This is a genomic window from Streptomyces sp. NBC_01426 (genome assembly GCF_036231985.1).
Taxonomy (GTDB): domain Bacteria; phylum Actinomycetota; class Actinomycetes; order Streptomycetales; family Streptomycetaceae; genus Streptomyces.
Window position 1 is genome coordinate 359,902 of the sequence record NZ_CP109500.1, and the last position, 14,643, is coordinate 374,544.

11 protein-coding genes are annotated in these 14,643 nt (G+C 70.0%); 2 read left to right on the forward strand and 9 right to left on the reverse strand.

The window, feature by feature from the left end:
• Positions 1 to 243: 243 nt before the first annotated feature.
• Positions 244 to 1,698 (forward strand): RICIN domain-containing protein, encoded by a 1,455-nt coding sequence (locus tag OG906_RS01740; protein WP_329439259.1) that lies wholly within the window; start codon positions 244 to 246, stop codon positions 1,696 to 1,698.
• Positions 1,699 to 1,783: 85 nt separating this feature from the next.
• Here OG906_RS01740 and OG906_RS01745 read toward each other — a convergent pair whose 3' ends face one another.
• The 5 genes from OG906_RS01745 to galT form a co-directional block, all read right to left on the reverse strand.
• On the reverse strand, positions 1,784 to 3,535 hold the full coding sequence (locus OG906_RS01745) for a glycoside hydrolase family 35 protein (RefSeq protein WP_329439261.1): 1,752 nt from the start codon (positions 3,533 to 3,535) through the stop codon (positions 1,784 to 1,786).
• Positions 3,536 to 3,752: 217 nt separating this feature from the next.
• Positions 3,753 to 4,559, reverse strand: coding sequence for a DeoR/GlpR family DNA-binding transcription regulator (locus OG906_RS01750; protein ID WP_267797265.1), 807 nt, complete (start codon positions 4,557 to 4,559; stop codon positions 3,753 to 3,755).
• 108 nt (positions 4,560 to 4,667) lie between these two features.
• Positions 4,668 to 5,801, reverse strand: coding sequence for a galactokinase (galK, locus tag OG906_RS01755; RefSeq protein ID WP_329439263.1), 1,134 nt, complete (start codon positions 5,799 to 5,801; stop codon positions 4,668 to 4,670).
• A complete protein-coding gene (gene galE / locus OG906_RS01760) occupies positions 5,798 to 6,757 on the reverse strand; it encodes a UDP-glucose 4-epimerase GalE (RefSeq protein ID WP_329439265.1) in 960 nt (319 codons plus the stop codon). The genes galK and galE overlap by 4 nt, the downstream gene beginning before the upstream one ends.
• A complete protein-coding gene (gene galT, locus OG906_RS01765; RefSeq protein ID WP_329439267.1) occupies positions 6,754 to 7,803 on the reverse strand; it encodes a galactose-1-phosphate uridylyltransferase in 1,050 nt (349 codons plus the stop codon). Before galT ends, galE begins: the two co-directional genes overlap by 4 nt.
• A 761-nt stretch (positions 7,804 to 8,564) precedes the next feature.
• Between galT and OG906_RS01770 the strand changes: the two genes are divergently transcribed.
• Positions 8,565 to 9,242, forward strand: coding sequence for a response regulator transcription factor (locus OG906_RS01770; RefSeq protein ID WP_329439269.1), 678 nt, complete (start codon positions 8,565 to 8,567; stop codon positions 9,240 to 9,242).
• A gap of 118 nt (positions 9,243 to 9,360) precedes the next feature.
• Here the strand turns inward: OG906_RS01770 and OG906_RS01775 are convergent, their stop codons facing one another.
• From OG906_RS01775 to OG906_RS01790, 4 genes are all read right to left on the reverse strand, one after another.
• Positions 9,361 to 10,170 carry a DeoR/GlpR family DNA-binding transcription regulator gene (locus tag OG906_RS01775; protein WP_329439272.1) on the reverse strand — a complete coding sequence of 270 codons (810 nt, stop codon included), beginning with the start codon at positions 10,168 to 10,170 and terminating at the stop codon, positions 9,361 to 9,363.
• Positions 10,171 to 10,600: 430 nt separating this feature from the next.
• On the reverse strand, positions 10,601 to 11,632 hold the full coding sequence (locus tag OG906_RS01780) for an ABC transporter permease (RefSeq protein ID WP_329439274.1): 1,032 nt from the start codon (positions 11,630 to 11,632) through the stop codon (positions 10,601 to 10,603).
• Positions 11,629 to 13,227, reverse strand: a complete 1,599-nt coding sequence (locus tag OG906_RS01785; protein WP_329439276.1) for a sugar ABC transporter ATP-binding protein — start codon at positions 13,225 to 13,227, stop codon at positions 11,629 to 11,631. Before OG906_RS01785 ends, OG906_RS01780 begins: the two co-directional genes overlap by 4 nt.
• 125 nt (positions 13,228 to 13,352) lie before the next feature.
• Complete coding sequence (locus tag OG906_RS01790; protein ID WP_329439278.1) at positions 13,353 to 14,402, reverse strand: substrate-binding domain-containing protein; 1,050 nt, start codon at positions 14,400 to 14,402, stop codon at positions 13,353 to 13,355.
• Between the last annotated feature and the right edge of the window lie 241 nt (positions 14,403 to 14,643).

Sequence of the window (14,643 nt, forward strand, 5' to 3'; positions counted from 1 at the left end):
CGGTGGCTGAAACCGACGATCGTGGAATCGGTGGGCCCGACCGGCCCATGAGTGACGATTCGCGTGCGAACGCTTGACAGGCCCAGGTGCGGTCCCCAGACTCGCAGCCAGCCGCCTGATGTTTACGTAAACATAACAGGCGCGGCACATCGGCTTCACAAACCCCGCTGTCGGCTCGCCGGCTCGCGGGACCCAGCGCGCACCGCAACCCCTCCCCCACCCGCCGGTCAGCGAGAGGTACCCATGCGACGTCAATCCCCTTACCTGGCAGCCTTGTTCACCCTCGCGGCAGCCCTGATCGCGAGCTTCCTCGGCGGCCTCAGCACCGCCGCGGCCTCACCCGCCCCCGTCACCGTCACCAACGCGACGCAGTTCACCGATCCCGCCGGCAGCCCGATCCACGCCCACGGCGGAGGGGTCGTCAAGGTGGACGAGTACTACTACTGGTTCGGCGAGAACCGCAACGCCGACAACAGCTTCCGGTACGTGTCCGCCTACCGCTCCACCGACCTCAGGACCTGGGAGTTCCGCCGCCACGTCCTGACCCAGGCGTCGGATCCGGAGCTGGCGACGGCCAACATCGAGCGCCCCAAGGTCGTGTACAACCGCACCACCGGGCAGTTCGTCATGTGGATGCACAAGGAGAGCAGCGCCACCGACTACAGCGAGGCCCGGGCCGCGGTGGCCGTCTCCTCCACGGTCGACGGTGACTACTCCTGGCGCGGGAGCTCCCGACCCTTGGGGCACATGTCCCGGGACATCACCACCTTCGTCGACACCGACGGCACCGGTTACATGATCTCCGCCGCCAACGAGAACGCGGACCTCCACGTCTACCGGCTCACCGCGGACTACACCGCCGTCGAGACCCGGGTACAGAAACTGTGGGCCGGCCAGTGGCGCGAGGCTCCGGCGCTGTTCAAGCGGGACGGCGTCTACTTCCTGGTGACGTCCGGCGCCACCGGCTGGTCCCCCAACCAGCAGAAGTACGGCACCGCGGACAGCATCACCGGCACCTGGAGCGGGCTGCGGGACCTGGGCGACGGCAGGACCTACGGTTCCCAGACAGCCTTCGTGCTGCCCGTCGAGGGCGTGTCCGGTGCCACCGGGTACCTGTACATGGGCGACCGCTGGGGCAACTCGACGGGCGGCACGGTCAACGACTCCCAGTACATCTGGCTGCCGTTGAAGTTCCCGACCAGGACCACCCTGACCATGGACTACTACCCGCACATCATCATCGCGGCGGAGGCCGGCACCGTCAGGGGCACCGGCGACTGGAACACGTTGACCGCCGTACACAGCGGCAAGTGCGCCGACGCCGCCGACTGGTCGGTGGCGGAGGGTGCCGCCCTGGTCCAGTGGGCCTGCACGGCCGGAAGCGTCAACCAGGAGGTGTGGTTCCAGGGCGCGGGGGCCGGCACGGTCCGGATCATGCTGCGGCACAGCGGCAAGTGCCTCGCGGTCCGGGAGGCGTCCGCCGATGACGGCGCCGCCGTCGTCCAGACCACGTGCGGCGACGCGCCCGGCCAGAGGTGGAAGGCGGCCCAGGCCGGCCCGAGCGGTATGCGGCTCGTCGCCCAGCACAGCGGCAAGTGTCTCGACGTCACCAACCAGGCCCGTACGGACGGCGCGCCGCTCGCCCAGTGGACGTGCAACGGAGGCGACAACCGGAACTGGCGCCGCTCGGCCGTCTGACCTGACCGTTCCCGCCGCGACACCACCGGCGCGGCCGTGTCCCGCCCCTGACGCGGGACACGGCCGCACACGTCCGTCGGGGCGGTCAGTCCTCGACGGGGCCCAGGTCGGGTGTCTCGCGAAAGGTCACCGTCCGGGCATGGCAGGGGGCGTGGAGTTCGAGTACGACGACCTCGTTGACTCCCGTGCGCAGTACCGGGCCGGGGACGTACAGCGACCGCTGCGGGCCCCGGGACCAGTAGCGGCCGAGGGCGAAGCCGTTGATCCAGGCGTTGCCCTTCGTCCAGCCGTCGAGGTGCAGGAAGGTGTCGGCCGGCCGGTCCGTCTCGAAGGTGCCGCGGTGGAACGCCGGTCCGATCGGCGTGGCCGGCGCGGTACCGAACGGGAGGTCCTCCAACGTGGTGAGCGGCAGCGGTCGGCTGGTCCACCCGTCGAGCGGCGCCCCGTTCAGCAGGACGCGGCCGGGCAGTCCCTTGCGGTCGTGGATGCCCGGGCCGTAGTTCACCCGTCCCTGGTTCTCCACGAGGACGGTCAGGACACTGCCCCGGCGCGGCACCGAGAAGGTCAGGGCGTGCTCGTGGGACTCCCTCTCCAACACCCCCACCGGCTGGCCGTCGAGGAAGACTTGAGCCCGGTCGCGCACCTGCTCCAGTACGAGCAGTGCGGGGCCGGTGTCCGGCAGCTCCGCTTCGTACAGGACGAAGCCGTAGTCCTGCCCGAGTTCCTCCATCGTCAGCGGCCGGCTCGACGCGACCGCGTCCCCGAGGACGGGCGCTCCGTCCAGCAGACCGATGCTCTCGGTCAGCGCCACCTCCTCCCGACTGAACTTCGCCGCGCGCGCGGGAGGGAGTTCCGCCGGAACGGGGGCGTACTTGGCGATGACCTTGCGGAAGGCGGCGAACTTCTCGGTCGGGTCGCCGGCCTCGTCGAGGGGGGCGTCGTAGTCGTAGGAGGTGACGGTGGGCCGGTAGGTGTGCTTGTCGTTGGCGCCGTTCATGAAGCCGAAGTTCGTGCCGCCGTGGAACATGTAGAAGTTGACGGAGGCCCCGGTCGCGAGCAGTTCGTCCAACTCCTGGGAGGCCTGCTCCGCGTCGCGGACGACGTGGTTGCCGCCCCATCGGTCGAACCAGCCGATCCAGAACTCCGTGCAGAGCAGCGGGCCGGACGGCCGGGCGGTCCGCAGGCCGGCGAGGTGCTGCGCGGAGCGGCTGCCGAAGTTGGCGGTGGCGAGGAGACCCGGCAATGCGCCGCGTTCGAGGTCGGCGGGCTGGTCGCAGGTGAAGAGGGGTACGTCGACACCGCGGCTGCGCAGGGAGTCGGCGAGGTGCTCCAGGTAGGCGGTGTCGTCGCCGTAGGCCCCGTACTCGTTCTCCACCTGTACCGCGAGGATCGGGCCGCCCCGGGTGGCGAGCCGACTCCGCAGCGGGAGCAGGAGCCGACGGAAGTAGTCGTCGACCGCGGCGAGGAACCGGGGATCCCGGCTGCGCAGCCGGATGTCCGGGTCCGCCAGGAGCCACGAGGGCAGACCGCCGCCCTCCCACTCGGCGCAGATGTACGGGCCGGGACGCAGGAGTACGTGCAGCCCCTCCGCGGCGGCGAGATCGAGGAACGCGGGCAGGTCGAGACCGCCTTCCATGCGGAACGCGTCGGGGCGCGGCTGGTGGAGGTTCCACGGCACGTACGTCTCCACCGTGTTGAGCCCCATCAGGCGGGCCTTGCGCAACCGGTCCCGCCAGTGCTCGGGATGGACGCGGAAGTAGTGCAGGCCGCCGGAAAGGATGCGGAAGGGCTCTCCGTCGAGCCGGAAACCGTCGTCGTCGATCTGAAGAAGAGGCATGTGCGTGCTCCTCAGCTGAGCGGGGTGCGCGGGGTGCGCGTCGCAGGGCTCTCGCCACAGCATGTTTACGTAAACATGCCGGGTGTGACAAGTCCCTTCGCGGGTGAGCTTCAAGGGGACGAGCCCACACGACATCGGGGCGTCGGCATCCGGGGCGTTCGTGGACACTGGGGCGCGTGCCCGGAAGTCGGTCCGGCCGGGCCTGCGCCGTCCGGGGCTACGGCTGAGTGGTTCCCAGGATCAGCCGGCCCACCGCATCGCTCAGGACGCCACGTGCCTGGGCGTCGAGCCCGTCGTCCGAGACGAAGTAGTCGATCTCCGGGAGGGTGATGAACCGGCTGAGGCCCACGACTCCCCATTTGGTGTGGTCCGCGACCACGGCGACCTGAGTGGCGCAGTCGATCAGCGCGCGGTTGGTCTGGGCTTCCGCGAGGTTCGGGGTGGTCGCGCCGGCGCGTTCGGAGATGCCGTGGGCGCCGATGATGAGCAGGTCCACCTGGAGGGAGCGGATCGCCTGGTCCGCCAGCGGGCCGACCAGGGAGGCGGACTTCGTGGGAGAGCCGCCGGTGAGCAGCAGGGTGCGTTCCGGGGAGCCGAGCTCCGCCCCCGTGGGTCGCAGCAGCTCGGCGACCGGCAGGGAGTTGGTCACCACGGTCAGTCCGGGCACGTCCCGGAGCCGGGTGGCCACCGCGTAGGCCGTCGTCCCTCCGGAGATGGCGACGACGCTGCCCGGCTCCACGAGGGCGGAGGCCGCCTCGGCGACCGCCGCCTTCGCCTGTGACTCCAGTCCGGCCTTGGTCTCGAAGGCCGGCTCCTCTCCGGTCGTGACGGAGGCCCTGATGGCGCCCCCGTGCACCTTCGACAGGGCGCCGCTGCGGGCCAGCACGTCGAGGTCCCGGCGGATGGTCATGTCGGAGACGCCCAGCTGTTCGACGAGTTCGGCGACGCGCACGGCTCCGTCGCGGCGCACGATGTCGAGGATCAGGGCCCTCCGCTGGGGCGCAAGGGGTGCTGATTCCGTCACGTTCTCGTCCCCGCTCCTGTGCGCGCCGTCCGTGTGCGGAGTCAGAGACACACGGTAATCCTCATAAACGAACAGTCTACGTCGACGAAGTCCGACCCCATCGGCTTCTCACTCGATGCGGCGGGCGCCCGAGGCCGGGGACACGGGGAACAGGTGCGGAGCCGGGTATCCGGCGGAACGGAACGCGGCGGTGACGGCATCGCCCAGCGCCTGCGCCCTGCCCTCGTCCACCAGAACGATGACGGAGCCGCCGAAGCCACCACCGGTCATGCGCGCGCCGAGCGCTCCCTGTCCGAGGGCCGTGTCCACCACGAGGTCGCTCTCGTCGCACGAGATCCGAAAGTCGTCGCGCAGTGAGGCGTGTCCTGCCGAGAGGATCGGGCCCAGCGCCGCGACGCGTCCCGCCCGCAGGTGGGAGACCGCCTCGGCGACGCGTGCGTTCTCGGTCACGATGTGCTGGACCAGGGGCACCAGGTGGGCGGGGAGCGTCCTGTTGGTGGCGGGCAGGTCCGCCGGGGAGATGTCCCGCAGTGCCGCGACACCGAGCAGGCGGGCGGCCTGTTCGCACCCGGCCCGCAGTGCGGCGTACGCGCCGTCCCCGAGGTCGTGCTTGACGCGGGTGTCCACGACGAGCAGGCGCAGGCCCTCCGACTCCGGGGCGAACGGCACCTGCTCGTGGGTCCCGGCGCGGATGTCCAGGTGCAGGGCCGCGCCGGGGGTGCAGCAGGCGGATGCCATTTGGTCCATGACCCCGCACGGGACGCCGGCGAAGCCGTTCTCCGCCCGCTGTGAGATCAGGGCGAGCGCGGGTGCGCTCAGCCCGAGCCCGTACAGGTCGTTGTAGGCGAAGGCGACCGCGCACTCCAGCGCGGCGGAGGACGACAGGCCCGCGCCGGTGGGCACGGTGCTGTCGACGTGGAGGTCGGCGCCTGCGACCGCGTGTCCCGCTTCGCGCAGCGCCCAGACGACTCCCGCCGGGTACGCGCCCCAGGTGGTGACGGCTCCGGGGGCCAGGTCGTCGACGTCGAGGTCGATGACCGGGCCGTCGCCTTGGGCGCTGTGCAGCCGCAGCCGTCGGTCCTCGCGCCGTCGCGCCGCGACCAGGGTGTTCTGGGGGATGGCGATGGGCAGGGCGAAGCCGTCGTTGTAGTCGGTGTGCTCGCCGATCAGGTTGACGCGGCCCGGCGCCGCCCAGATCCCGTCCGGGGAGGCGCCGTGGATGTGTCGGAAGGCCTCCTTCACGCGGACGCCTCCCGTGCGAAGGCCCAGGCGTCGGCCACGATGGCGTCCAGGCCGGTGCGGCTCGGCCGCCAGCCGAGGCGCTCGTGCGCGCGGGCAGAGGAGGCGACGAGCACCGCGGGGTCGCCGGGGCGCCGGGGGCGGACGAGTTCCGGGATCGTGCGGCCCGTCACCCGTCGGACGGAGTCGATCACTTCCCGAACGGTGAAGCCCTCGCCGTTGCCCAGGTTGCAGATCAGGTGCTCGCCGGGGCGGGCGGCGTCCAGTGCCAGGAGGTGGGCCTCGGCGAGGTCGGCGACGTGGATGTAGTCACGTACGCAGGTGCCGTCGCGGGTGGGGTAGTCGTCGCCGTACACGTCGATGTGCGGGCGCCGGCCCTGGGCCACTTGGAGGACGAGCGGGATGAGGTGCGATTCGGGGTCGTGGCGTTCGCCGTGACCCGCGTGGGCGCCCGCGACGTTGAAGTACCGCAGGGACACGGCGGCCAGCCCGTGGGCGGCGGCCTCCCCCGTGATCAGGTGGTCGACGGCGAGTTTGGTGGCGCCGTAGGGGCTGGTCGGTGCGGTCCGGGCGTCCTCGGCGATCGGCACCTGTTCGGGTTCGCCGTAGACCGCCGCGGTGGAGGAGAAGACGAGGGTGCGTACGTCGGCCCGGCGCATGGCGGCGATCAGCTCCAGCGAGGCGGCGACGTTGTTGCGCCAGTACTTCTCGGGGTCGCGCACGGACTCGGCCACCTGTGAGGACGCGGCGAAGTGCAGCACCCCGGCATGGCCGCTGTCCAGCAGGGCGGCGGCCTGTGCGACCCCGCCCCGGACGAAGTCGGCGCCCTCCGGGACGGCCTCCGACCTGCCGGTGGTCAGGTCGTCGAGCACGGTGACGCGGTGGCCGGCCGCGAGGAGACGGGCCGCGACCACGCTGCCGATGTAGCCGGCGCCGCCGGTGACGAGGTACCTGCTCATGACGCGACCTCCCGCAGCCGCCGGGCCGCGGCCTCCGGGGCGACGTCGTTGACGAAGGAGTCCATGCCGGATTCGACCCCGGCGAGGAACTTGAGCTTGCCTGCCGACCGTCGCACCGTGAACAGCTCCAGATGCAGGGCCAGTTCCTGCCCTCCGGTCTTCGGCGCCTGGTGCCAGGCGGAGATGTACGGGGTGGGAGGAGTCGGCGCGGCATCCTCTTCCCGCCGGAACAGCCGGTCGAACCTGCGCAGCAGTTCCAGGTACATGCCGGGGAACTCCGCGCGTTCCGCCTCGGTGAGGTGGGTGAGGTCCGGGACCCGGCGATGGGGATAGAGGTGCACCTCGTAGGGCCAGCGGGCCGCGTACGGGACGAACGCCGTCCAGTGCTCCCCGGCCAGGACCACCCGCGACGCGGCGGCGCGGGCCTCGGCGAGCAGGTCCTCGAAGAGGTTCCCACCGGTGACGCGCCGGTGCGTGTCCGCGACGGCGACCATCTTGGCGGTACGCGGCGGCACGAACGGGAAGGCGTAGACCTGCCCGTGGGGATGGGCGAGGGTGACGCCGATCTCCGCGCCGCGGTTCTCGAAGCAGTACACCTGCTCGACACCGGGCAGGGCCGACAGGTTCTCGGTGCGGTCCGTCCAGGCGTCGAGTACGAGGCGGGCCCGGTCCTCGGTCAGATCGGCGAAGCTCGCCCCGTGCTCGGGCGTGAAGCAGACGACTTCGCAGCGCCCCATGCGTCCCGCCAGGGAGGGGAAGCGGTTCTCGAACACGGCGACGTCGTACTCCGCGGCCGGGATCTCGCTGTGGTGACCGTCCCAGGAGGGGCACAGGGGGCACGCGTCGGACGGCGGATGGTGGACGCGCCCCTGACGGTGCGAGGCGATCGTGACCCAGTCGCCGGTCGCCAGGTCCAGCCGCAGTTCGGGCCGGCTGTCGACCGGCTCCAGCAGGCGCTGGTCGACCGTGTCGCGATCGGCGCTGCCGTCGCGGTCGTAGTAGATCAGCTCGCGGCCGTCCGCGAGCTTCGTCGTGGTTCTCTTCACGGAACGTGCCCGTCTCTCGAAGTACGGCGGCCCTGGGAGCCACACGTTAACAAGAATAAACACGAATCAACGTAAGTCAACGTCGGTGCTGTTGTTTGTTTCGGGCTGTGGGCGCCGGTGGCCACGGGCGGACGGCGCGTGCGCAGCGGGGGTCAGCTCGGCAGACGGAGCCCTCTCGGTAGCCGACGGGGGGCGCGCAGCGCGGCGAGCACGGCCAGGCTGATCCGGGCGACCTCGCGCGGGCGATGCGGGCCGCGCTGCGCGCCTCGCGGCGTGAGCGTTCGTGGAGCGTGCGGATCGTGTCGTCCGGTACGTGGGGTGGGACATGGACCTTCTTCACCGCCGCCTGCCGTACGAGGAGTTCGTCCTCGGCACGTCAGACGGGAGGCACTGGCGCCGTTCCCTGTTTCGTGTCGGTCGACGGTCACTCGGACGATATCTCCGCTTCGTAGGGGCGGCCAAGACGTTCGGAAGGGACATGGCACCGCGCCCGGCCACGTCAAGTCGTTTGCGGTACAAGGCATTTCGGCCGATGGTTCCGTCCCGGCTATCGCTTGACAGGCACCTGAGGCATGGTCAAAATAACGGCACCCCGACACATGAGCACGGAAATGGCGCTTTCGTCCTTGAATGACTTCGGGGCGACGGTGGTACTCGGCGCCGGTGGTATTCGGGCGAAGGCGGGCAATGCGCAGGTCCACAGCGAAGACCACCGCCCCGTTTCACGCCGGCGGCCCCGACTCGGCGGCGGAGGCCGGGCCATGACGTCCGTCCTGCTGGTCGAGGGGGACGCCCTGTGGCGCGAGGTCACCTCGCTCGCCCTGCGACGCTACGGGTACGAGGTGCACACGGCCGTCGACGGGAACGACGGGTTGGCCCGGTTCAGGGAGCTCCGCCCCGATGTGGCCGTCGTGGACGTCGTGCTGCCCGGCCTCGACGGGGTGAGCCTGGTGCGGCGCATCCGCGCGGAGAGCCGTGCGCCGGTGTTGCTGATCTCCTCGCGGACCGATCCGGTGGACGTCGTCCTCGGCCTTGAGGCGGGCGCCGACGACTACGTCACGAAGCCGTTCGACATCCCCGTCCTCGTGGCACGGATCCGGTCCGCGCTGCGTCGCGCCACCGGCTTCCCGGCCGCCGATCCTTCGTCCCGGGCATCCCCGATGGACTTCGGTGACCTGCGGATCGATCCGGCAGGGCTGACGGTCAGGCGGTCCGGCCGGCTGCTCGACCTCACGCCCACGGAGCTCAAACTCCTCCTGACGTTCGCCGCGCGGCCCGCAGTGGTCCTGTCGCGGGACACGTTGCTGGAGCGTGTGTGGGACTGCCCTCGGAGCGACGACAAGCGACTCGTCGACGTACACGTGCAGCGACTGCGCCAAAAGATCGGCCACCTGCACATCATCACCGTGCGCGGCTTTGGTTACCGCTTCGAGCCCTGATGGCCCGGGTGTCGACTCCGACCGCCACGTCAGGGCGGTCGCCGGGGCCACCGAGAGCCCGGCCCGCTGCGGGCGTCGACGCCCGGGGGCGCCTCTCCCCCGGGGCGGCGGGACGTGCTCACGCCCCCTGGGTGTCCGCCAGGATCAGGCGCCCGACCTGCTCACCGAGGACGGTACGGGCCTGCTCGCCGAGTCCGTCGTCGGACACGAAGTAGTCGATGTCGGACAGGTCGGCGAACCGGCTCAGGCCGACGATCCCCCACTTGCTGTGATCGGCCACGACGGCCAGCTGGGTGGCGGCCGAGATCAGGGCGCGGTTGGTCTCCGCCTCCGCGAGGTTCGGCGTGGTCACCCCGGCGCGTTCGGAGACCCCGTGAGCGCCCACGATCAGGAGGTCGACCTGCAGGGAGCGGATCGCCTGATCCGCCAGCGGTCCGACCAGCGACGCGGACTTCGTGGGGGCCCCGCCCGTGACCAGCAGGGTCGGTCCTGCCGAGCCGTCGTCCGACCCGGAGGGGCGCAACAGATCCGCCACGGGCAGGGAGTTGGTCACCACGGTCAGGCCGGCGATGTCGCGCAGCCTGTGGGCGACGGCGTACGTCGTCGTCCCTCCGGAGATCGCCACGACACTGCCGGGCCGCACCAGTTGGGCGGCTGCGTCCGCGACCGCCGCCTTGGCCGCGGACTTGAGGGTGGACTTGGTTTCGAAGCCGGGCTCGTCGGACGTGGTGCCGGAGGTCCTCACCGCCCCGCCGTGCACCTTCTCGACCGACCCCGCCTTGGCCAGCACGTCCAGATCGCGACGGATGGTCATGTCGGAGACGCCGAGTTGCTCCACGAGCGCGGCGACGCGCACCGCTCCCTTGCGGCGCACGGTGTCGAGGATCAGTTCTCTCCGCTGGGCCGCTAGCGGTGCCGGCTCTGTCACAATCCCACCCGATGATCTCTAGCGAATTCCAGACAGAGATCAATTGTACACTGCATCCAATAAGGTGATGCAAGGGGTTCCGGGACGGCCTGCGCAGAACATTCACACCGGATGGTGGATAAGCCGCCCGGCGTATCCGCTCAACGGATCCGCTCGACTATCCGGGCGAGCTGTCCCAACAGGGCCGCATCCGGAGCTTCCTGAGGTCGTTCCAGCACTTTCGTTCCATCTCGTGTGCTTTATGACGAAGGAAAGGCGTGCCCGTACCGAAATGCCACGACCGTTCCTGTCCCATGCCTCCCGCAGTCAATTGGGTTTCGGGCCGGAAAAGCCGATCGCCCTCCGTCTCACCCTCCCTTGGTCACGATCCGACGGCTCGTGACACGACGAGGCCCGACCCCTTTCGGGGCGGGCCTCGTCGTGCGTGGTGTCAGTGGGGCAATCCGACGGCGCGTTCGCCGCTGCGGCGCTGCTGGATGACGACCGCCGCGACGAGGAGGGCGCCCTGGGCGACGTTCTGCCAGAAGGTGTTGATGCCCTGGACGGTCAGACCGTTCTCCAGAGCACCGAGCAGTGCCACGGCCAGCAGGGTGCCGCCGATACCGCCCTTGCCGCCCTTGAGCGCGCACCCGCCCAACGCCGCCGCCGTGATGGCCTTCAGTTCCAGCCCCTCACTGCCGGAGACGGGCTGTCCGGAACCGGTGCGCGCGGTCAGGAGGATCCCCGCGACCGCGGCGACCACACCGATGAGCGCGTACACCGCCACCAGGTACTTGTTGATGTTGATGCCCGCCAGGCGCGCCGCCGTGTCGTTGCCGCCGATCGCGTAGACGTTGCGACCGATGTCCGTGTACTTGAGCAGGACGTGCACGGCCAGTGCCACGACCACCAGGATCCAGATCATGACCGGTATGCCCGCGATCTTGCCGCGGCCGAGGAAGACGAAGAACGGATCGTTGAGGACGTAGCCCTGAGCGCGGCCGCCGGAGACGAGCTGCGCCACGCCCTTGTAGGCGGCCAGCCCGGCGAGGGTGGCGATGGTGGGGTTGACGCGTCCGTAGACGATGGCGACGCCGTTGATCACACCGACGAGGATTCCGACGCCGATCGCGGCGGCCATGCCGAGGTAGGGATTGGATCCCGCGGACGTGAAGACCATGGCGCTCACGACGGAGGCCAGGCCGGCCTGGGAGCCGACGGAGATGTCGAGCCCCCCGCAGATGATCACGACGGTCTGCACGATGGCGAGCAGTCCGGTGATCGTCGCCGCTTCTCCGATGACCTGGATGTTGGAGAGGCTGAGGTAATTGTCGTTGAGGAACCCGAACAGGGCGAGGACGAGGACGAGGGCGCCGATCAGGCTGAGGTTCTGACCGCCGAGTGAGGAGAGCAGGGCTCCTCTGGTCTTCCGCGCCGGAGCGGGGATGTTCTCGGTGGTGGCCGGCGTCTGGGTGGTGGTCATCGAGCGTCTCCATCGGCGGAGTCTGTGAGCGGTCGGTCGGATACGACGGGAGCCAGGTCGTCGGCCATGGCGAGGTTGAGGATGGCTTCCTCGGTGGCTTCCGAGCGGTTGAGTTCGCCGGTGATGCGACCGTTCTGCATCACGACGATCCGGTCGGCCAGCCCGAGGACTTCGGGCAGTTCGGAGGAGATCACCAGCAGGGCGACCCCCTCCCGGGCGAGGTCGGCGATGATGCGGTAGATCTCCGCCTTGGCCCCGATGTCGATGCCGCGCGTGGGTTCGTCGAGGATGAGGACCTTGGGCTTGCGCAGCAGCCATCGGGCCAGGACGACCTTCTGCTGGTTGCCGCCCGACAGTTTGCGCACTTCGTGCTCGATCGAGGGCGTGCGCACCCGCAACCGGTCGGAGAAGTCCTGTGCCACCGCCTTCTCCTGGCGGCTCTGGACGAAGCGCCAGCGGCGCAGGCGGTCCAGGCTCACCAGGGACGTGTTGTCCCGGATGGAGCGGTGGAGGAACAGGGCCTGGGCCTTGCGCTCCTCGGGGGCGAGTCCGATGCTCGCGCGGATCGCGTCCTTGGGGCTGCGCAGGCGCAGGGGTTGGCCGTTCACGGAGACACGACCCGACCGGATGGGCTGATCGCCGGCGAGGGCGAGGGCCAGTTCGGACCGTCCGGCTCCCATGAGGCCGGCCAGGGCGACCACCTCTCCGGCACGGACGTGGAGGTCGATGTCGCTGACGTCGTCGGTGGTGACGCCCTCCAGCCGCAGCACCACCTCGTCGCGGGCGACGTCCTGGCGCACGAACAGGGTGGAGAGGTCGCGGCCGACCATCAGGCGGACGACCTCGCCCTCGTTCGTGTCGCGGGCCTCCAGCACACCGGCGACCGCGCCGTCGCGCAGGACGGCTATGCGGTCGGCGAGGTGGAAGATCTCCTTCATGCGGTGGGAGACGTAGATGACGGCGATGCCCTGGTTCCGGAGCCGGTCGATCAGGGCGAAGAGGGCCTCGACCTCGTTCTCGGAGAGGGAGGAGGTGGGCTCGTCGAAGGCTATGACCTTCGCGTCGCCGGTCAGCGCCCGCAGGATCTCCACCAGTTGGCGTTGTGCGGCGGTGAGTTCGGAGCCGAGCTGATCGGGGTGGATGACCTTCTCGAAGCCGAGTCGGGCCAGGTCGGCGGTGATGCGGCGGCGCAGTTCGGCCCGGTCGAGACGGCGTCCCGCGCCGCGCGGCAGGGCGCCGGCGTACACGTTCTCGGCGACCGAGACGTGCGGGATGATCTCGGGTTCCTGCGGGATGATGCGGATCCCGGCCTTGTGGGCGTCGTGCGGTGAGGAGAGGGTCCGCGGACGCCCGTCCCACAGGATGGTTCCCTCGGTGGGCTGGTGGTCACCGGTGAGGATCTTCAACAGGGTCGACTTGCCTGCGCCGTTCTCGCCCATGAGGGCGGTCACCTGACCCCGGGGGAAGGTGAGCGTGACGCCGCTGAGCGCCTGTACCGCGCCGAAGCGTTTGGTGATGTTCTCCACAGAGATCTCTTCGCCGAGGTCCTGGGCGGAGGGGGCGGCAGTCGGTGGTTCTGTGCCGGCTGTGGTCATGGGGGCCTCACAAGCTGGGGGAACGTGTGCCGGTCCGGCGATGTCGCTGGTCGGCGGTGGTCGGAACGGGTGGCGGGTACGGCTCCGCGGCGGCGGGTCCGTACCCGTCCTGGCCTCGGGCGGGCTCAGCCGCAGGTGACTCCCGCGTCCTTCCAGTTGGAGGCGTCGACCATCTTGGTCGGGGCGAAGGCTTCCTTGGGGAACTCCTTGCCGTTCTTCAGCTTGTCGTACATTGTCTGCACGGCCAGGGCGCCGACGTCCTTGCCGTTGATGAAGAGCGCGGCCTTCATCCCGGAGGGCTTGTCCGAGCTCCAGTTCTTGCAGGCCAGGTAGGCGCCGAGGCCCACGCCGATCACGTTGTCCGCCTTGAAGCCGGCGTTCTCCAGCGCGGTGACCCCGCCTTGGACGTTCTCGTCGTTGCAGCCCCACACCACCCAGTGCTTGACGGAGGGGTTCGCGGTGATGGTCGCGGCGATCTTGTCCTGCGCGCCGGTCGGGGAGTTGTCCGTCGGCACGTCGATGTTCTGGACCGGTGCGCCGGCGCCTTCGGTGAACGCCTTCTTCGAGGCGTTCACGCGGTCGGTGCAGACGGTGACGTCCTGCTTCCAGGCCGAGATCGTCCGGGTCTCCGCGGGGTTCCATCCGGCCTTCTTGAACTCCTCGGCCGCCCGCTTGCCGACCTCGCCACCCATCTGCTGCCCGCTGAAGCCGATGCGGGGAACCAGCGCGTCGGCGCCGCAGGAGGACGGGTCGGGGCCGGTGCTGCAGATCTGGTCGTCCGACGTCAGCAGCGCCGCCTTGGCATCCTTCGCCAGCTGCACCACCTGCGGCCCCACGGCCGGGTCGGGAACGACGACGATCAGCCCGTTGCTCTTCTGCGAGATGGCAGCCTGGGCTTCGCTCACGGTCTTGTTCGCGTCGTTGCCCAGGTTCACCACCTTCAGGTCGATGCCGAGCTCCTTCGCCTTCGCCTTCGCGCCGGCGGCCTCGCCGATGAAGTACTCCTGGTCGCCCTGCTTCTGCAGATAGGTCAGGGAGATCTTCCCGTCGACCTTCCCCACGTCCGTGCTCCCGCCCGTCGTCTCCTGGCCACTGGAGCACGCGGACAGGACGAGCATCGAGGCCAGACCCAGAGCCGCTGCGGCTACCGGGCGGCGGTGGTGGTGAGTGAGCATGTCGTTCCCTTTGCTTGGACGGGCCGCACAGGAGCGACCAGTGGGGCACGTGCGTGGGGGTGGATAAGGGGGGTCGGTCGCCGTTGCGTTCGCCACCCGAGGTTGTGGGGTCGGGCGAGGCTGTTCGAGGGAGAGCCGGTCCGGCCCCGCTCGACGACTGACCGACCGAGGGACCGACTCCCGCACGAGGAATCCTTCACAGTCGGCCTCTTTCAAACTTGATGCAACAGAGAAAAGCGCT

Bases quoted from the DNA above. Each gene is read 5' to 3' on its own strand.
- OG906_RS01770 (WP_329439269.1), top strand. From the start codon at position 8,565: ATGACGTCCGTCCTGCTGGTCGAGGGGGACGCCCTGTGGCGCGAGGTC.
- OG906_RS01785 (WP_329439276.1), bottom strand. From the start codon at position 13,227: ATGACCACAGCCGGCACAGAACCACCGACTGCCGCCCCCTCCGCCCAG.
- OG906_RS01745 (WP_329439261.1), bottom strand. From the start codon at position 3,535: ATGCCTCTTCTTCAGATCGACGACGACGGTTTCCGGCTCGACGGAGAG.
- OG906_RS01740 (WP_329439259.1), top strand. From the start codon at position 244: ATGCGACGTCAATCCCCTTACCTGGCAGCCTTGTTCACCCTCGCGGCA.
- galE (WP_329439265.1), bottom strand. From the start codon at position 6,757: ATGAGCAGGTACCTCGTCACCGGCGGCGCCGGCTACATCGGCAGCGTG.
- OG906_RS01780 (WP_329439274.1), bottom strand. From the start codon at position 11,632: ATGACCACCACCCAGACGCCGGCCACCACCGAGAACATCCCCGCTCCG.
- OG906_RS01790 (WP_329439278.1), bottom strand. From the start codon at position 14,402: ATGCTCACTCACCACCACCGCCGCCCGGTAGCCGCAGCGGCTCTGGGT.